Genomic DNA, 18,629 nt, shown 5'->3' with positions numbered 1-18,629 from the left:
CGGACCGGGGGAGGGGACGGGGGAGGAACGCGGCCTCGGCGCGGCAGGAGGGGCGGAGAGGGCGGAACCCCGCGAACGGGAGGGGACGCGGAGCGCGGTCGGGGCGGGGTCGGGGGCGGAACGGGTGCCGGCGGCGCGGGCGGGCGGGCCGTTGCTGCTCGGGGTCCGGCACCACGGACCCGGCTCGGCCCGTGCGGTACGGGCCGCGCTGGACGCCGCGGCACCACGGACCGTCCTGATCGAGGGGCCCCCGGAGGCCGACACGCTCATTCCGCTCGCCGCCGATCCGGACATGCGTCCTCCGGTCGCGCTCCTGGCCCATGTGGTGGACGAGCCGGGCCGCTCCGCCTTCTGGCCGCTGGCCGAGTTCTCCCCGGAGTGGGTGGCGATCCGGTGGGCGCTGGACCGTGGGGTCCCGGCCCGCTTCATCGACCTGCCGGCGACGCACACCCTGGCCCGGGAGAAGGAGGAACCGGCCCGGTCACCCGCCGTACCAGCCGAACCCGCGGTACCGGCCGAACTCACCGACGACGCCGTGCGGATCGATCCGCTCGCCGTGCTCGCGCGGACGGCCGGTCACGACGATCCCGAGCGCTGGTGGGAGGACGCGGTCGAGCACCGGAGCGGGACCCGCACCGATCCGTTCGCGCCGTTCGCCGCGCTGGAGGAGGCGATGGGAGTACTGCGGGGGGCGTACGGGGGCGGCGGACACGCCCGGGATCCGGAGCGGGAGGCGTACATGCGGCTCCAGGTGCGCGCGGCACGACGGGAGTTCGGGGACGACGTGGCCGTGGTGTGCGGGGCCTGGCACGTGCCCGCGCTGCGCCGCAGGACCACGGTCGCCGCCGACCGGGCGCTGCTCAAGGGACTGCCCAGGGTCAGGACCGACATGACGTGGGTGCCGTGGACGCACCGCAGGCTGTCCCGGGCCGGCGGGTACGGCGCGGGCATCGACTCGCCGGGCTGGTACGGGCATCTCTTCGACGCCCCCGACCGTCCGGTCGAGCGGTGGATGACGAAGGTGGCCCGGCTGCTGCGCGACGAGGACCGCATGGTCTCGTCCGCGCACGTCATCGAGGCGGTCCGGCTGGCGGACACGCTCGCCGCCGTACGGGGCCGCCCGCTGGCCGGGCTGACCGAGACCACCGATGCCGTACGGGCCGTGATGTGCGAGGGCTCGGACGTGCCGCTGGCGCTCGTGCACGACCGGCTCGTGGTCGGCGACGTGCTGGGCGAGGTGCCGCCGTCCGCTCCCGCCGTGCCGCTCCAGCGCGACCTCGCCCGGCTCCAGAAGCGGCTGCGGATCAAACCGGAGCCGCAGGAGCGGGAGTTGGAGCTCGACCTGCGGGGCGAGACCGACGCGGGGCGCAGCCGGCTCCTGCACCGGCTGCGGCTGCTCGGCATCGGGTGGGGCGAGCCCGTCGCGTCCCGCGGCAGCACCGGCACCTTCCGGGAGACCTGGCGGCTGCGCTGGGAACCGGAGCTGTCCGTACGGGTCGCCGAGGCCGGGGTGTGGGGCACGACCGTGCTCTCCGCGGCGACCGCCAGGACGGAGGCGGACGCCGTCGCCGCACCCGCCCTGGCCGAGGTCACGGCACTCGCCGAACGCTGTCTGCTAGCCCGGCTCACGGACGCGCTGCCCGTGGTGATGCGGGTCCTCGCCGACCGGGCGGCACTGGACACGGACGTCGGCCACCTCGCCCAGGCGCTGCCCGCGCTGGTCCGCTCGTTGCGTTACGGCGACGTCCGCGGCACGGACACCCGCGCTCTCGCCGAGGTGGCCGCGGGTCTCGCCGAGCGGATCTTCGTCGGTCTCCCGCCTGCCTGCGCGGCCCTCGACGCCGAGGCCGCCGAGGAGATGCGGCGCCATGTGGACGCGGTGCACGGCGCGGTGGGACTGCTGGGAGAGACAGGGCTGCTGGGGGAGACGGGGCTGCGGAGAGGGGCAGGGCCGTCGGGGGAGACGGGACTGCCGGGAGGGGCAGGGCCGTTGGGGGAGACGGTCACGGCCTCGCCGTCCGCCGGTGGACGGCGAGGCACGGGGATGCGCGGTCGCTGGCACTCCGTGCTGCGTGTGCTGACCGGCCGGGACACCGTCCCCGGCGTCCTCCGCGGCCGGGCCGTGCGACTGCTGCTGGACGACGGAGAGCTGGGACAGGAGGAGGCCGCCCGGCTCATGGGCCTCGTGCTGTCGCCGGGCACGGAGCCGGGTGACGCGGCCGCGTGGATCGAGGGGTTCGTCGGCGGCGGCTCCGGGGGAGGCATGCTGCTCGTGCACGACGAGCGGCTGCTCGGACTGGTCGACGCGTGGCTGACGGGGGTGCCGGCGGAGGCGTTCACCGACGTGCTCCCGCTGCTGCGGCGCACGTTCTCGGCGTACGAGGCCGGGGTGCGCAGAACGCTGGGGGAACTGGTCCGACGCGGCTCGCGGGCGCGGGGGAGTGTCGCGACGGCCGTCTCCGGCATACCCGGGTTCGCCCCCGAACCGGACGCCGCACGGGCGGACGCCGTCCTGCCGGTACTGCGTCTGCTGCTCGGGCCGGAGATCGGCCCAGCCGCCGAGCCCGACGGATCCGCCGGCGCCGAAGAATCCGCCGACGGTGACGACACCGTCGACGCCGACGACCTTGTGGGGGTGGACCGATGACCTCAGTACCAGTGGACCCGACCGCCGCGCCCCGAGCCACCGCCGCACCGCGACCGGCCGCCGCACCGCGGTCGGTCGGCGCACCGCGGTCGGTCGCCGAGGGGCGGCCGACCGGCGACGTGCCGCCGGTCGGTTCCGCGCGCCGTGCGGACGCCTCGGCCGACGAGCGGCTGCGGCGCTGGCGGCTCGTGCTCGGGGGCGACGAGGCGGACGGCACCGGACACGCGCTCGCCGGGCAGGACGCGGCGATGGACGGCGCGCTCACCGCGTTGTACGGAAAGGGGAGCGGGGAGCGGCCGGGGCGGGACCGTTCGGCGGGGCTCGGGGCGTCCGCACCGTCGGTCGCCCGCTGGCTCGGGGACATCCGGACGTACTTCCCGTCGTCCGTCGTGCAGATCATGCAGAGGGACGCGATCGACCGGCTCGGTCTGTCCGCCCTGCTCCTGGAGCCGGAGATGCTGGAGGCGGTGGAAGCCGACGTGCACCTGGTGGGCACCCTCCTCTCCCTCAACAAGGTCATGCCGGAGACGACGAAGGAGACCGCGCGGGCCGTCGTGCGCAAGGTCGTCGAGGACCTGGAGAAGCGGCTCGCCACCCGCACCCGGGCGTCGCTCTCCGGCGCCCTCGACCGCAGCGCCCGCGTCAACCGCCCCCGCCACCACGACATCGACTGGAACCGCACGATCGCGGCCAACCTGAAGCACTACCTGCCCGAACACCGCACGGTCGTTCCCGAACGGCTGATCGGTCACGGACGCGCCTCGCAGTCCGTGAAGAAGGAGGTCGTCCTGTGCGTCGACCAGTCGGGCTCGATGGCCGCGTCCGTCGTCCACGCGTCCGTCTTCGGGGCCGTCCTCGCGTCGATGCGGTCCATCGCCACCCGGCTCGTCGTCTTCGACACGGCCGTCGTGGACCTCACCGACCAGCTGGACGACCCGGTCGACGTCCTCTTCGGCACCCAGCTGGGGGGCGGGACGGACATCAACCGGGCGCTCGCGTACTGCCAGTCGCGCATCACCCGGCCCGCCGACACCGTGGTCGTGCTCATCAGCGACCTCTACGAAGGGGGCATACGCGACGAGATGCTGAAGCGGGTGGCGGCGATGAAGGCGTCGGGAGTGCAGTTCGTGGCGCTGCTGGCGCTGTCCGACGAGGGGACGCCGGCCTACGACCGTGAGCACGCGGCGGCACTCGCGGCGCTGGGCGCACCGGCGTTCGCCTGCACACCCGATCTGTTTCCCGACGTGATGGCGGCGGCGATCGAGAAGCGCCCGCTTCCCGTTCCCGACGCCGTGTGAGGAGAGCCGAAATACCGGACATGCCTACCCATCGGTAACAGGGGGCTTGCGCAACCTCGGGAGTCCCGTGCGAGGATCAGCGCCTCTTCGAATCGAACGGTGCGCCGGGTTCCGACCCGTACCGTCCGGCCCCGTCGTACGGAGGCACTTCCCGTCGTGATCCCGACCGCCGCACCGCCTGCCGCCGGTGCCGCTCCGCGTGTGCTGCGCAGGGCGGCCGGGCGGCGTGCGCTGCAAGCGTCGTTGCTGATGGCCGGGTTGTCCGCCCTCGGCTTCCTCTGCGGGGGACAGGCGCACGCGGCGGACGGCGGCACGCCCACGGCCTTGACGACGCCGGTGGCGTCGGCGGCGGAGCGGGCCGCGCGACCGGTGCTCACCGATACCGCCGGGGTACTGACCGGACCGCGCGCGGACAACTCGGCCGGGCGGAAGCGGGAGCCTCAGTCGAAGCGGGCGTCGCAGAGAAACCAGGAGCCGCAATCGCCCCGCAGGCCGCAGCCGAATCAGGAGTCGCAGCCGAACCACGCGCCGCACCTGAAACAGAAGCCGCAGTCGCAGTCGGAGTCGTTCCGGAAGCCTCAGGAGTTGGGGAAGCCGCCGCGGGAGCGACCCACGCCATCGGCGGAGGCACCCCGGGTGCCGACGTCGGCCGGCCGTGCCGACTCCCTGGGCACCGGGACCCTCGGCAACGTCGTACGACGGGTTGCCGACAGCGTCGTACGGCCGGTAGGCGGTCTCGCGAAGACGCTCACCGGGGGGCCGGCCACGACCCTGCCGGTGACCCTTCCCGGACTCCCCGCCCTCCCCGGACTTCCCGCACTTCCCGCACCCCCGGCGGTCCCATCGCTTCCGTCCGTGCCGTCGCCGCCGGGTCCGCTCACGCCTCCCGTCGCGGGGAACGGGAAGCCGGTTCCCCGCGCGGATCCGGCGCACCCGATACGGCCGGGCACGGTGGGCGCGCCGGCCCCGGACCCGGCGGCACCCCATGCCGCAGGTTGGGAACCGGGTTCCGAAGCCGTCCCCGCGTACGGTCCCGTGGGCCCCGGTGCGGACGTCCGGGCGGGGGCCGCACACCACGGACACGGCCATCCTGGCCACCGGGGTCCGACGGCGGGACCGGCTCCCGCGCGTAGGGCACCGGTCGGTGATTCCTCGGGTGCGCCGGGCGACCGGCCGGCGGTCGACGGGGGTGTGTCGCGGCACGGCGACGCGTACGCCGTAGCCCTGGACCGCCGCGCGCCCCTGGTGCTCGTGTCCACCACGTCCGAGTCCGTGACCGCGGCCGGGACCCGGGACAGGTACCGGGACGTACCGCTCTTCCCCGGCTAGGGCTTCCGGTCCCCGGCAAGGGCTTCCCCTTCCCTCGTCGGTGACCCGCCCGCGCGAGGACGGCACGCGTCCCACCCGGCGCCCGCGCGAGCGGCGGCGCCCGGGACATGACCGAGCCGGCCGTCCCGCGCACTCGGCACAGCCGGCTCATCCGTACACACCTCAGACTCCGCGGGGCCGCAGCCCCGGACGGCCGAAACCCGTCGGATCCGTCCGGCCGCATCCCCGCGGGCGGGACAGGTGTTCCCCATTGGGGTGGGGAACACCCGTTCCGGGCCCGTCACGGGCCTGTTCAAGGGGCCTCACCGGGTCAACCCCAGCCCGGTGAGGCCCTGCCCTGTCACGGGGCGGGACGGATCTGTGACAGGTATCACCGCTCAGGTGTGATCTGCGATTTAGGGACCCGCGTCCAGCGGCGATAACCTGCGGGACGGACATGCCGCGCGCTCGGACATCGTGTGCGCCACCCTTGTGACAAGCGGACGTCACGTTGCCCTTCGCGGCACGCCCACGCAGACAACGAACCGCGAGATCACTGATAGGGACGGACGCGCGTGGACCTGTTCGAGTACCAGGCGAGGGACCTCTTCGCCAAGCACGGTGTACCGGTGCTGGCCGGTGAAGTCATCGACACGCCTGAGGCAGCCCGCGAGGCGACCGAGCGTCTTGGTGGCAAGTCCGTCATCAAGGCGCAGGTGAAGGTCGGTGGCCGTGGAAAGGCCGGCGGCGTCAAGCTCGCCGCCACCCCGGACGAGGCCGTCGCCCGCGCGACGGACATTCTCGGCATGGACATCAAGGGCCACACGGTCCACAAGGTGATGATCGCCGAGACCGCGCCCGAGATCGTCGAGGAGTACTACGTCTCGTACCTCCTCGACCGCACGAACCGCACCTTCCTCGCCATGGCGTCCGTGCAGGGCGGCGTGGAGATCGAGGTCGTCGCGGAGGAGAACCCCGAGGCCCTCGCGAAGGTCCCGGTCGACGCCAACGAGGGCGTCTCGATCGAGAAGGCCCGCGAGATCGTCGCCCAGGCGAAGTTCCCGGCCGAGGTCGCCGAGCAGGTCGCCGAGATCCTGGTGACGCTGTGGGACACCTTCATCAAGGAGGACGCCCTCCTCGTCGAGGTGAACCCGCTCGCCAAGGTCGCCTCCGGCAAGGTCATCGCCCTCGACGGCAAGGTGTCGCTGGACGAGAACGCCGAGTTCCGTCAGCCCGACCACGAGGCGCTGGTCGACCACGCCTCCGCCAACCCGCTCGAGGCCGCCGCCAAGGCGAAGAACCTCAACTACGTCAAGCTCGACGGCGAGGTCGGCATCATCGGCAACGGCGCGGGTCTCGTCATGAGCACCCTGGACGTCGTCGCGTACGCCGGTGAGAAGCACGGCGGCGTGAAGCCCGCCAACTTCCTCGACATCGGCGGCGGCGCCTCCGCCGCGGTCATGGCGAACGGCCTGGAGATCATCCTCGGCGACCCGGACGTCAAGTCCGTCTTCGTCAACGTCTTCGGTGGCATCACCGCCTGTGACGAGGTCGCCAACGGCATCGTCCAGGCGCTCCAGCTGCTCGCCGACAAGGGCGAGGAAGTCACCAAGCCGCTGGTCGTGCGCCTCGACGGCAACAACGCCGAACTGGGTCGCAAGATCCTGTCGGACGCCAACCACCCGCTGGTCCAGCGTGTGGACACCATGGACGGCGCGGCCGACAAGGCCGCCGAGCTCGCGGCTGCGAAGTAAGGGACGAGGGACTAAACAGCCATGGCTATCTTCCTGAACAAGGACAGCAAGGTCATCGTCCAGGGCATGACCGGTGCCACGGGCATGAAGCACACCAAGCTCATGCTCGCGGACGGGACGAACATCGTCGGCGGCGTGAACCCGCGCAAGGCCGGCACCTCCGTCGACTTCGACGGCACCGAGATCCCCGTCTTCGGCACGGTCGCCGAGGCCATGGAGAAGACCGGCGCCAACGTGTCCGTCCTCTTCGTGCCGCCGGCCTTCGCCAAGGCCGCCGTCGTCGAGGCGATCGACGCGGAGATCCCCCTCGCGGTCGTCATCACCGAGGGCATCGCGGTCCACGACTCCGCCGCCTTCTGGGCGTACGCGAAGGCCAAGGGCAACAAGACCCGCATCATCGGCCCGAACTGCCCCGGTCTCATCACCCCGGGCCAGTCCAACGCCGGCATCATCCCGGGCGACATCACGAAGCCGGGCCGCATCGGCCTGGTCTCGAAGTCCGGCACGCTGACGTACCAGATGATGTACGAGCTGCGTGACATCGGCTTCTCGTCCGCCGTCGGCATCGGTGGCGACCCGGTCATCGGTACGACGCACATCGACGCGCTCGCCGCGTTCGAGGCCGACCCCGACACCGACCTGATCGTCATGATCGGCGAGATCGGCGGCGACGCCGAGGAGCGTGCGGCGGACTTCATCGCGAAGAACGTGACGAAGCCGGTCGTCGGCTACGTCGCGGGCTTCACCGCGCCCGAGGGCAAGACCATGGGCCACGCCGGCGCCATCGTCTCCGGCTCCTCCGGCACCGCCGCCGCCAAGAAGGAGGCCCTGGAGGCCGCCGGCGTCAAGGTCGGCAAGACGCCGACCGAGACGGCGAAGCTGGCGCGCGAGCTGCTCGCGGGCTGACACGGAACAGTGAGACGGGCCCGCACCCCCCGGGGGGTGCGGGCCCGTCCGTGTTCTCAGCGCGGATCCGGGACCAGCCGCTCCGGACCGCTCGCCGCGGCCGCTCTGAGCCGGGCGCGCAGGGCCAGCTCCTCGTGGGACAGCGGCCCGGGAGCGACCCGCGGCGGCAGGCCGTTCACCGTCGCCCCCGGGGCCAGCGGCGGTTCGTAGTGGTCGGGGGCGGCCCTGAGGGTCAGCGAGGTGATGCCGATGAAGACGGCGGTGAAGGCCATCGCGGCACGGGTCCAGTGCAGGGCGCGGCGCTCGCTGCCCCAGCGGACCATGAAGGGTTTCCCGGCCCGCAGCCGCTCCGTACCGGCGATCTCGGCGAGCCGCCGGTGCAGGTTCTCGGGCGCGGCGAGCTCCGGCAGTCGCGTGGCCACCGTCTCGCGCGCGTGCAGCAGCCGGTTGGCCGCCGCCGGCGTGCTCGCCTCCGTCTCGGCAGCGGTCTCCGGCAGGTCGAGCCCGACACCGTCGTAGAGCAGCAGGGTCCGCCGGTGCATCGGTGGCAGTTCGAGGAGTACGGAGAGCAGCACGGCGTCGTCGGCGTCGGCGGGCGGCGGCTCCGCGTGCCGGTACCGCGGGCGGATCCGGTGCCAGGGCGAGAGGGCGTACTCGTACGCGACCGCCCGCACCCACCCCGCCGGATCCCGGTCCACGGCCACCTCGGGCCACCGCTGCCAGGCCGACTGGAAGGCCCGCTCCACGGACTCGCGCGCCAGTTCGCGCCGCCCGGTGAGCAGATAGGTCTGCCGCAGCAGGGCGGGGGCGCAGAACCCGTAGAGCGCGTCGAAGGCCTCCGCGGGCGTCAGGCCGACCGGGACGGGCTCGTACCCGGGACCCCATCCGCGCTCGGGCCGGGGCTTCCCCCCGGGACCGGTGGGAGCCGACGGCGGGCGTGTCGGTCGCGGGGGCGCCTGTACGGGACCGGCGGCGACGCCGGCCGGTACGCGGGCGGCCTCGTCCTGGCCGGCGTCGCCGTCCGGACACGCGTCCCGTCCGCCGCCGCGACGGCCGAGGCCCCAGCTCTTCCGGCGTCCGCTCCGGCCGTCGACGGGATCGTCGGCGGGGGCGTCGCGGACTTCCTCCCCTTGATGGCGGGCCACCTCGGTGGAGGTCAGCAGCCGTGCGTACGCGTCCCGTTCGCGGCCGCACGGTGTCGTACGACCGGACTCCCACGAGCGCACGACCGCGGCGGTGACACCCACCTCGGCCGCGATGTCGGCATGGCTCAGCGACTTGGCCTCACGCAGCCGGCGGCGCTCCTCACGGCCGGGCAGGGGGGTCGAGGGGTCTTGCGTCATCGTGGACCCCACAGGGCGCCCCTCCGTACGAAAAAGTACATAGCTGCATATTGGGCGACACATCCAAGCTTTGCCTGTTACGACGAGAAAGCGCGTGTCGTTGGGAGCATGGCGGGGTGACACAGATGACCGACCACAGGCTTTCGATGTCGCTCCTGATCACCCGGATGCGGCACCGATCACCCGGACTGGCCGCCGGATTCCTGGGCGGTGTGCTCGCCGCGGGACTCGGGCTCGGCTCGCTCGCCGTCCTCGTCATGATGCTGTGGATCAGCTCGCCGTACCCGGACAGCGGGCCCGGCGGCGCGCTGCACGTCGCCGCCGCGCTGTGGCTGCTGGCCCACGGGGTGGAGCTGGCTCGCACGGACACCCTCTCGGGACTGCCGATGCCGGTGGGGCTCACCCCGCTGCTCCTGACGCTGTTGCCCGCGTGGCTGTTGCACCGCGCGGCACGGGACGCGGCGGACGCCGACGCGGGGGCCTCGGGGCGCACGGTGTGGGCCGGGACCGTCGCGGGCTATCTGACCTTGAGCGCGGTGGTGTTGCTGTACACCTCGGGCGGGGAGCTGCGGCCGTCCTGGGCATGGTCGGGGCTGTGCCTGCCGCTGCTCACCGCGGGCGCGGCGGCGGCCGGGGTGTGGACGGCGTACGGGCACCCGCGCGGGCCGGTGCCGTTCTGGGTGGGCCGGGCTCTCGCCCGCCGCCCGCTGCCCGCCGGGGTACGCCGCTGGGCGACCGGCGAACCGCCGGCGCCGTGGGTCGGGCGGTGGCTCGGCGCCTCGGCACGGGCGGCGCTGGCCGGGGCGGCGGTGCTCGTCGGGGGCGGGGCGCTGCTGGTGGGGGTGTCGCTGGTGTGGCACGGCGATCTCGCGCGGGAGTCCTTCCAGCAGCTCACCGAGGTGTGGTCGGGGCGGTTCGCCGTACTCCTGCTCTGTCTGGCACTGGTGCCGAACGCGGCGGTGTGGGGGGCCGCGTACGGGCTCGGGCCCGGCGTGGTGCTGGGGGCCGGGCAGGTCGCGGGGCCGTTGTCCGCGGCCGGGCCGGAGCCGTTGCTGCCGGCGTTTCCGCTGCTGGCGGCGGTGCCGGGGGCCGGGGGGCCGTGGAGTTGGGCCGGGGCGGCGGTGCCGGTGGCGGCCGGGGTGACGGTGGTGTGGTTCCTGCGGAAGGCGGCCGGGGCCGGAGAAGGGGGCGAGGCCTGGTCCCGGGGGCGGGTCCTCGCGGGGGTGGGGGTCGCGGGTGTCCTGTGCGGTCTGGTGATGGCGTTGCTCGCCGGGCTGGCGGGTGGGCCGCTGGGGGTGGGCGCGCTGGCTCACTTCGGGCCGGTGTGGTGGCAGGTGGGGGGTGCGGTGATGGTGTGGACGGTGGGGGTGGGGGTGCCGGTGGGGGCGGTGGTGCCGGGGATCGGGCGGGGGCGGGGGCGGCGGCTTTCCTGGGCGTCGGTGGTGTCCGCGGTGTCGGTGGTGTCCGTGCCGGCGTGGTCGTCGTGGTCGTCATGGTCCTCGTGGCGGGCGCGTGAGTCCGATTCGGTGCCGGTGCCGGTGCCGGTGCCGGTGCCGCAGGCGGGCGTGGGGGTGGTCCTTGTGCGGGAGCCGGAACCGGAGCCGGACCCCGGGCCGGAGGGTGAGCGGGATTCCAGTCACGCGCCGTACGACCTGCTGCCGTCCGACGACGTGGGGGTGGCGTGGCACGAGGATGTGGTCAGGGAGGCGCGGTGGGCGGCGTTGCGGGAGGCGTCGGCGGCGGTGGAGGTGTTGGATCCGTTTTCGGAGTCGGATCTGGAGGCGGATCCGGAACGCTGAGCTGACGCAGGGTTTCCTCGCCCCCGCCGCCCCTACCCGTGCCATCCCCGGGGCTCCGCCCCCTGGACCCCCGCGTCGCCCGAAGGGCTCGTCCTCAAGCGCCGGACGGGCTGGGAATGCGGGCCTGCGCCGGAAGGTTGCGGGCTGGCTGGGGGTGCGGGCCCGCGCTGCAAGGTGACGGAGGGGCCGGAGATGAGCGCCGCACTGGATGGTTGCCGACGGGCTGGGGATGTGGGCCTGCGCCGGAAAGGTTGCGGGCGGGTCGGAGATGCGGGCCCGCGCTGGAAGGTTCCGGAAGGGCTGGGAATGCGGGCCCGCGCTGGATGGTCGTGGGCGGGCTGAGGGGGCGGGCGCGTGTGGATAGGGTGGCGGCCGGGGTAGGGGGGTGCGGCCCGTCCGGCGTTTGAGGACGGGGCCGTTCAGGCCGACGCGGGGTCCGGGGGCGGCAGCCCCCGGCGCGGGGACGCGCTAGTTCTGCGTCCCCAGCAGACCCCGCAGCTCCTTCGGCAGAAGCTCGTTGCAGGACTGCTTCGCCGCGTTGGTGAGCGCGTCGTGCGTGCACGAGTAGTAGTCGCTGTAGACGAGTTGCGCGGAGAACGTCGCGGCGACCATGACGATGGCAAGGGACGCGGTGACGAGGCCGCTGACGGCCGCGGTCGTCTGGGGGCGGCCGGTCGTCTGCGGGCGGGCGGCCGGGTCGGGTGCCGGCGCGTCCGGATCCGGCTTGCGGGGCTTGGCGCGCAGGGCGCTGACACCCCAGTACAGCGCGAGCGCGCCCAGCAGCAGGGCCACGTACGGCCAGCTGAACAGGGCGAAGAAGAAGGCCCACATGCCGGAGAGCAGCGCGTAGCGCGCCCGGCGCTGGGCGGGGTCCGTCGGGTCCCAGCGCATTCCGGAGCCGGGACCGCCACCGGGCCCCTCCGGGCCGCCCTGGCCCTGCGGCGCGCCGGGCCGCTCGCCGAAGCCGCCGCCGCTCGAACGGCCCGGCTGCTGGTCGCTCCACTGGCTGCCCCAGGGGGAGTGCTGCCCGGAGCCGCCGTTCTCGTCAGGACCTTGTCCGCCCGCGGGCCGTCTGGGCTGCCAGGGCCGGTCGGGTGTGCCCTCCGGCGGCGGTGCGAACGGATTGTGGTCGTCGGGGCCGGAGCCGGACCCCGAGCCGCTCCCCCCTGCCGAGCCACGTCCGCCCGAGGAGTCGCCCCCGCCCGAGGGCGCGTCCCCGTTCTGCTGCGGCGGGGTGGGCGAAGGGCGCCGCTCGCGCAGCAGGAGCGGAGGGAGTCGGAGACTGCGGTCCGGCATCAGGTGTGCGTCTTCCCCTTGGTGGTTCTGGCGGGCGGCGTGTCCACACGGCATCGTGCTCGCGACGCGTACCCCGGGTTTCCTGTACAGGACTCGCACCCAGGGCTCGTACCCCGGACGTCCGTCCCCGGGGCGTGCCCCGGACGTTCCTGTCCGTCCCTGGTCAACGTCCCGCGGACACGGGGCGTTCCCCATGCCGAACGGTGTTCCCGGGAGGTTCCTCCGCAGACGCTACCTTCCGGCCACGCCCCCGTCCCGTGGGGGCTGCCCGGTGTGCCGGTATCGTTGCTGCCGGTCGGCCGGTTCGTAGACTTCCCCGTATCCCGGGGCGCGAAGCATTCGTACGACCGTACAAACGCTCCCCCGAGAAAGGGCCCCCTCGTGGCCAAGGCCAAGCGCCTCGTCGTGCTGGTCTCCGGATCAGGCACGAATCTGCAGGCACTGCTCGACGCCGTCGCGGAGGCCGGGCCCGAGGGCTACGGGGCCCGGATCGTGGCCGTCGGCGCCGACCGTGACGGCATCGAGGGACTCGCGCGCGCCGAGCGGGCGGGGCTGCCCACCTTCGTCCGGCGCGTGAAGGACTACGGCACCCGGGACGAGTGGGACGCGGCGCTCGCCGAGGCGGTCGCCGCCCACGAGCCCGACCTCGTGGTCTCCGCCGGGTTCATGAAGATCGTGGGGAAGCGATTCCTCGCCAGGTACGGCGGGCGGTTCGTCAACACGCACCCCGCCCTGCTGCCGAGTTTCCCGGGGGCCCACGGTGTGCGCGACGCGCTCGCGTACGGCGCCAAGGTCACCGGATGCACCGTCCACTTCGTCGACGACGGCGTCGACACCGGACCGATCATCGCCCAGGGCGTGGTCGAGGTCCGGGACGAGGACGACGAGAGCGCTCTGCACGAGCGCATCAAGGAAGTCGAGCGAGAACTGCTCGTCGATGTCGTGGGGCGGCTCGCCCGCAACGGCTATCGCATTGAGGGACGAAAGGTAGTTATCCAGTGACCGCCGACAGCACAGTCACGGCCGAGGGCACTGCGGGCACCAGGCGGGCCATCCGGCGCGCGCTCGTCAGTGTCTACGACAAGACCGGGCTCGAAGAGCTCGCGCGCGGGCTGCACGAGGCCGGTGTCGAGCTGGTGTCCACCGGCTCCACCGCCGCCCGCATCGCCGCGTCCGGCGTCCCCGTCACCAAGGTCGAGGAACTCACCGGCTTCCCCGAGTGCCTCGACGGCCGCGTCAAGACGCTGCACCCCAGGGTCCACGCGGGCATCCTCGCCGACCTGCGGCTCGACAGTCACCGGGAGCAGCTCGCCGAGCTCGGCGTCGAGCCGTTCGACCTCGTCGTGGTGAACCTCTACCCCTTCCGCGAGACGGTCGCCTCGGGCGCGACACCCGACGAGTGCGTCGAGCAGATCGACATCGGCGGTCCCTCGATGGTGCGGGCGGCCGCCAAGAACCATCCGTCCGTCGCCGTCGTCACCAGCCCGGACCGGTACGCGGCCGTCCTGGCCGCCGTCGAGGAGGGGGGCTTCGACCTCACCGCCCGCAAGCGGCTCGCGGCGGAGGCCTTCCAGCACACCGCCTCGTACGACGTCGCCGTCGCCTCCTGGTTCGCGGACGACTACGCCGCGGCCGACACCAGCGGCTTCCCCGACTTCCTCGGGCACACCTACGAGCGGAAGAACACCCTTCGCTACGGGGAGAACCCGCACCAGGGCGCCGCGCTGTACGTCGACGGCACGGGCGGTCTCGCCGAGGCCGAGCAGCTGCACGGCAAGGAGATGTCGTACAACAACTACACGGACACGGACGCCGCGCGCCGTGCCGCGTACGACCACGAGGACCCCTGCGTCGCGATCATCAAGCACGCCAACCCGTGCGGCATCGCGGTCGCGTCGAGCGTCGCCGAGGCGCACCGCAAGGCGCACGCCTGTGACCCGCTCTCCGCGTTCGGCGGCGTGATCGCGGTCAACCGGCCGGTGACGAAGGAGATGGCCGAGCAGGTCGCGGACATCTTCACCGAGGTCATCGTGGCGCCGGAGTACGAGGACGGCGCGCTCGAGGCCCTCACCAAGAAGAAGAACATCCGGGTCCTGCGCGCCCACCGGGCGCCCGCCAACCCGGTCGAGGTCAAGCAGATCGACGGCGGCGCGCTGCTCCAGGTCACCGACCGGCTCCAGGCCGACGGCGACAACCCGGCGAGCTGGACGCTGGCCACCGGTGACGCGCTGGGCCAGGGCGAGCTGGACGAACTGGCCTTCGCGTGGCGGGCGTGCCGCGCGGTGAAGTCCAACGCGATCCTGCTCGCCAAGGACGGTGCCTCGGTCGGCGTCGGCATGGGCCAGGTCAACCGCGTCGACTCCGCGAAGCTGGCGGTCGAGCGGGCGGGCGCAGAGCGGGCCCGCGGTGCGTACGCCGCCTCCGACGCGTTCTTCCCCTTCCCCGACGGCCTGGAGATCCTCGCCGAGGCGGGGGTCAGGGCCGTGGTCCAGCCGGGCGGTTCGGTCCGTGACGAGCTGGTGGTGGAGGCCGCGAAGAAGGCCGGCATCACGATGTACTTCACCGGGACGCGGCACTTCTTCCACTGATCCGCGGTGGCGCCGGCGGGCGGCGCCCCGGCGGCGAACGGAAACGCGAGGGCCGTGTCTCCCCCGGTGCGGGGGAGGCACGGCCCTCGGCGTGGCGCGTTCAGTAGCGCGGGCGCGCGAACCAGGCGGTGCCGCTCGCCACGACCGGGGCCACCGTGATGATGGTGGCGAAGACGACCCAGATCAGCGGGAAGACGATGGCGGTGGCCAGGCCGGAGTCCAGACCGACGACGAGCATGATCAGGCCGACGATCCCGCCCAGCGCGCCGTAGATGACGGTGGTGATGCGGACGCCCTGGCCGCCTCTGCCGAACTTCACGCCCAGGGTGATCGACAGGGCCGCCAGACCCGCCGCGAGCAGGGCGATGAACAGCAGGACGCCCGTGGCGATGCCGGCACCGTCACTGAACGAGTTGAACGGGTCGTCGGACGACGAGCTGAGGCTGTCCGCCGCGTCCGAGACGTCGTTGGCGAGGGCGGCGACGTACAACCAGCCCAGCGCCGCCAGGATCTGCACCGCGGAGATGATGAACAGGAAGACGCGTGCGGTGACCAGCAGTCCCGGCATCGTCTGTGGGAACATCTGGTTGCCGCCCGGGTAGCCGGGGTACGCCGGCTGCTGCGGATAGCCGTACCCCTGCGGCGGCACGCCCGGAGGAGCCGGCGGATAGCCGTAGCCGGGCGGGTTCTGGGGAGCGGTGGGGGGTTGCTGGGGCGGCTGGCCGTAGGGGTTGTTCGGGTCGCCGAAACTCATGGCGGGTTTCCCTCCGTTGCCTGGGGACGACGCGGCACGGTTGGGGAGGATTTCTACAGAGCGGTCTGTCCCCCCGGTACTGCCCGCGGCACTGTGTACTCATCGTTCTTTAGCCGACTCTTACTTGTCCAGCCACATTCGCTATCTGTCGCGCAAGCGCACCATGGACGATCATGACCGGATATGCGCGACCCCCTCGGACGCCGGCGGGGTGCCCGGATTGGAACACGGACAGGTTCATCCGCGAGGATGGGACCATGACCGCCCAGATTCTCGATGGCAAGGCCACCGCAGCCGCGATCAAGTCCGATCTGACCGTCCGCGTGGCGGCCCTGAAGGAGAAGGGCGTCACGCCCGGCCTGGGGACCGTCCTGGTGGGCGACGACCCCGGCAGCCAGAAGTACGTCGCGGGCAAGCACCGCGACTGCGCGCAGGTGGGCATCGCGTCCATCCAGCGTGAACTGCCCGCGACCGCCACGCAGGAGGAGATCGAGGCGGTGGTGCGGGAACTCAACGAGGACCCCGCCTGCACCGGCTACATCGTTCAGCTCCCGCTCCCCAAGGGCATCGACGAGAACCGCATCCTGGAGCTGATGGACCCGGACAAGGACGCGGACGGACTGCACCCGATGAACCTCGGGCGCCTCGTGCTGAACGAGCCGGCCCCGCTGCCCTGCACCCCGAACGGCGTCCTCACCCTCCTGCGCCGCTACGGCGTGGAGATCAAGGGCGCGGAGGTCGTGGTCGTCGGCCGCGGGGTGACCATCGGCCGCCCCATGCCGCTGCTGCTGACCCGGCGCAGCGAGAACGCGACGGTGACCCAGTGCCACACCGGCACCCGGGACCTCTCCTCGCACCTGAAGCGCGCCGACATCATCGTCGCGGCGGCCGGCTCCGCGCACCTCGTCCGCGCCGAGGACGTGAAGCCGGGCGCCGCCGTCCTCGACGTCGGCGTCTCGCGCAGCGCCGAGGGCAAGATCGTCGGCGATGTCCACCCGGATGTCGCCGAGGTCGCGGCGTGGATCTCCCCGAACCCGGGCGGTGTCGGCCCGATGACCCGGGCCCAGCTGCTCGTCAACGTGGTGGAAGCGGCGGAGCGCAGTGTCGGCTGAGGGCAGCTCCGAGAGGGCCGACTCCGCATCGGCCGTACGGGAAGCGGACGCCGAGGCGGAAGCCGTCGTACGGACCGAGGACACCGCGCGGACCGAGGGCACTGAGAGGACCGAGGGCACCGGCACCGCGCGGGCGGAAGGGGCCGGACGGGCCGAGGGGGCCGCGCCGGGCGGGCCGGGGGAACGGGCTGAGGCCGAGACCCCGGACGACGCGGAGGCCGGTGGCGACGCGCGGGCCGGTGGCGACGCGCGGGCCGGTGAAGGGGAGGCCGGTGACGAGGAGGGCGAGCCCGGTGTGATCGACGCCGTGAGCGCCCCGGACGCCGAGGGCCGGCCACGCCGTACCACCCGCCGCTTCCCGCTGTTCACGAAGGACACCGCACGGCCCGAGGGCGGCGGGCGGGCGGCAGCGAGCGACGCCCCGGCCCCGGCCCGCCAATGGCCCATCCTGGCCGTGCTGTCGGCCGTCGGGCTCGGTCTGCTGCTGATCGCGCTGGACGCGTTCCGGGTCGGCACGATCCTGATCGGTGTCGCGTTGCTGGCCGGCGCGGTGATGCGCTGGATACTGCCCGACGTGGGCATGCTCGCGGTCCGTTCCCGCTTCACGGACATGGTCACGTACGGCGTGCTGGGCCTCGCCATCGTGCTGCTCGCGCTGATGGCGCAGCCCCATCCGCTGCTGGAGATCCCGTTCCTGGACGACACGCTGCACTTCACGGTCCGCTGAAGCCGCCGCGCCGCCCGCGCACGGCGCCGCGACCCGTCCCCTCCCCCGAGTAAGGACGGGCCGCGGCCGGGCGGCCGGGCCGCCCGGGGACAACCCTTCTGCACCGGAACGGGCTGGACAACAGCCGGCAGTTCGCTGTGGCACGGAAGTGACCATTCCGCCACCGTGTCCCCGCCGCGTGACGGGAACCGTCCCACCGCCCGGCGCCGTCCCTCGCTCAGGGAACGCCGGAGGCGGGCGAACGTCCGCGGAACGCCGCAGGAGGTGGGTGAGCGATGGGTGCCTGGCAGCCGTTGCCGGAGGAACTTCCCGCGGAGGTGCGGCACTTCGTCGAGCAGGTGCGGCTGCTCAAGGACAGCACCGGGCTGAGCCTGGTCGCCCTGGGCGCGCGCACCGCGTACAGCAAGTCGTCCTGGCAGCGCTACCTCAACGCGACCCAGCCGCCACCCCGGCAGGCGGTCGCCGCCCTGTGCCGGGTCGCGGGCCTCCCGGACGCCGAGGCCGAACGCTTCGGCGTGCGGTGGGAGTTGGCGGTACGGGTCTGGCCCCGCGAGCCCGCGCCGCTGCGTCTTCCGGTGGGCGCCCCGGACCCCGGCGGGCGCGACGGCACCCACGACACGCACGACGGACACGGTGGACACGACGGTGCGCGGCAGGGCGTGGACGGCGGTGCGGGCGCGTACGAGGAGGAGCCCACCCTTCCGTGGTGGGACCTGCTCGACGAGGAGCCCCCGCCCGGCCCGCGCACGGGACGCGTCCTTCTCTCCGCCGCGTTGCTCGTCCTCACGCTCCTCCTCGTCGCTGTCGCGGGCGCTGTCGCTCTCGGGTGACCCGAGCACTCCTACGATCGGCGAGGTCGTGCCCCTCGTCCCGCTGTGCCGGCTCTTCGTCGGGTTCGAGGGTCCGGCCGGGGCGGCCAGGACCGCCGGGGCGGGCAGGGAGGTCCCGCGCCCTGGTCTGGAGCACGTCCGTGCGGAGGGTGCAAGTCCGTTTGGGCGGCGCGGGGGAAATGGGACACTGGGACCGCGGCCCGACGGGCGTGCAACGGCGCGTGCCCCGGCTCGAACGCTCCGGTGCGCCCCCGTTTCGGGAACTGA

The 18,629-nt window shown here is 73.4% G+C and carries 13 protein-coding genes; 10 read left to right on the top strand and 3 right to left on the bottom strand.

Annotated features, from left to right (window positions below; translation table 11 throughout):
* Positions 1-124: 124 nt before the first annotated feature.
* The 4 genes from GFH48_RS16690 (at position 125) to sucD (ending at position 7,913) form a co-directional block, all read left to right on the top strand.
* Positions 125-2,647, top strand: coding sequence for a DUF5682 family protein (locus GFH48_RS16690; RefSeq protein ID WP_153292951.1), 2,523 nt, complete (start codon positions 125-127; stop codon positions 2,645-2,647).
* Positions 2,644-3,945, top strand: coding sequence for a VWA domain-containing protein (locus GFH48_RS16685; protein ID WP_228120631.1), 1,302 nt, complete (start codon positions 2,644-2,646; stop codon positions 3,943-3,945). The genes GFH48_RS16690 and GFH48_RS16685 overlap by 4 nt, the downstream gene beginning before the upstream one ends.
* Before the next feature lie 1,883 nt (positions 3,946-5,828).
* On the top strand, positions 5,829-7,007 hold the full coding sequence (gene sucC, locus GFH48_RS16680) for an ADP-forming succinate--CoA ligase subunit beta (RefSeq protein ID WP_153289043.1): 1,179 nt from the start codon (positions 5,829-5,831) through the stop codon (positions 7,005-7,007).
* Between the two features lie 21 nt (positions 7,008-7,028).
* Complete coding sequence (gene sucD, locus GFH48_RS16675; RefSeq protein WP_153289042.1) at positions 7,029-7,913, top strand: succinate--CoA ligase subunit alpha; 885 nt, start codon at positions 7,029-7,031, stop codon at positions 7,911-7,913.
* A 56-nt stretch (positions 7,914-7,969) separates the two neighbouring features.
* On the opposite strand, the gene GFH48_RS16670 is transcribed toward sucD, so the two are convergent.
* Positions 7,970-9,256: a helix-turn-helix domain-containing protein gene (locus GFH48_RS16670; RefSeq protein WP_153289041.1), complete on the bottom strand. Its 1,287-nt coding sequence runs from the start codon at positions 9,254-9,256 to the stop codon at positions 7,970-7,972.
* Between the two features lie 125 nt (positions 9,257-9,381).
* On the opposite strand from GFH48_RS16670, the gene GFH48_RS16665 reads away from it, so the two are divergent.
* The gene (locus GFH48_RS16665) at positions 9,382-11,055 is read left to right on the top strand and encodes a cell division protein PerM (RefSeq protein WP_153289040.1); all 1,674 of its coding nucleotides are present in this window, start codon (positions 9,382-9,384) and stop codon (positions 11,053-11,055) included.
* Between the two features lie 468 nt (positions 11,056-11,523).
* Here the strand turns inward: GFH48_RS16665 and GFH48_RS16660 are convergent, their stop codons facing one another.
* Complete coding sequence (locus tag GFH48_RS16660) at positions 11,524-12,351, bottom strand: hypothetical protein (RefSeq protein ID WP_153289039.1); 828 nt, start codon at positions 12,349-12,351, stop codon at positions 11,524-11,526.
* 381 nt (positions 12,352-12,732) lie between these two features.
* Between GFH48_RS16660 and purN the strand changes: the two genes are divergently transcribed.
* Both purN and purH read left to right on the top strand, forming a co-directional pair.
* Positions 12,733-13,353, top strand: a complete 621-nt coding sequence (gene purN / locus GFH48_RS16655) for a phosphoribosylglycinamide formyltransferase (protein WP_153289038.1) — start codon at positions 12,733-12,735, stop codon at positions 13,351-13,353.
* Complete coding sequence (purH, locus tag GFH48_RS16650; protein WP_153289037.1) at positions 13,350-14,939, top strand: bifunctional phosphoribosylaminoimidazolecarboxamide formyltransferase/IMP cyclohydrolase; 1,590 nt, start codon at positions 13,350-13,352, stop codon at positions 14,937-14,939. The genes purN and purH overlap by 4 nt, the downstream gene beginning before the upstream one ends.
* Positions 14,940-15,039: 100 nt before the next feature.
* Here the strand turns inward: purH and GFH48_RS39730 are convergent, their stop codons facing one another.
* Positions 15,040-15,693: a hypothetical protein gene (locus GFH48_RS39730; protein WP_153289036.1), complete on the bottom strand. Its 654-nt coding sequence runs from the start codon at positions 15,691-15,693 to the stop codon at positions 15,040-15,042.
* 257 nt (positions 15,694-15,950) lie between these two features.
* Here GFH48_RS39730 and GFH48_RS16640 point away from each other — a divergent pair, with 257 nt between their 5' ends.
* From GFH48_RS16640 to GFH48_RS16630, 3 genes are all read left to right on the top strand, one after another.
* Positions 15,951-16,805, top strand: coding sequence for a bifunctional methylenetetrahydrofolate dehydrogenase/methenyltetrahydrofolate cyclohydrolase (locus GFH48_RS16640; RefSeq protein ID WP_153289035.1), 855 nt, complete (start codon positions 15,951-15,953; stop codon positions 16,803-16,805).
* Complete coding sequence (locus tag GFH48_RS39165) at positions 16,795-17,532, top strand: DUF3017 domain-containing protein (protein WP_153289034.1); 738 nt, start codon at positions 16,795-16,797, stop codon at positions 17,530-17,532. The genes GFH48_RS16640 and GFH48_RS39165 overlap by 11 nt, the downstream gene beginning before the upstream one ends.
* A 275-nt stretch (positions 17,533-17,807) precedes the next feature.
* Positions 17,808-18,362 carry a helix-turn-helix domain-containing protein gene (locus GFH48_RS16630; protein WP_153289033.1) on the top strand — a complete coding sequence of 185 codons (555 nt, stop codon included), beginning with the start codon at positions 17,808-17,810 and terminating at the stop codon, positions 18,360-18,362.
* Positions 18,363-18,629 lie beyond the last annotated feature (267 nt).

Source organism: Streptomyces fagopyri, from assembly GCF_009498275.1.
GTDB lineage: Bacteria > Actinomycetota > Actinomycetes > Streptomycetales > Streptomycetaceae > Streptomyces > Streptomyces fagopyri.
The sequence above is the reverse complement of the archived record's forward strand: the minus strand, read 5'-3'. Positions and strand labels throughout refer to the sequence as shown.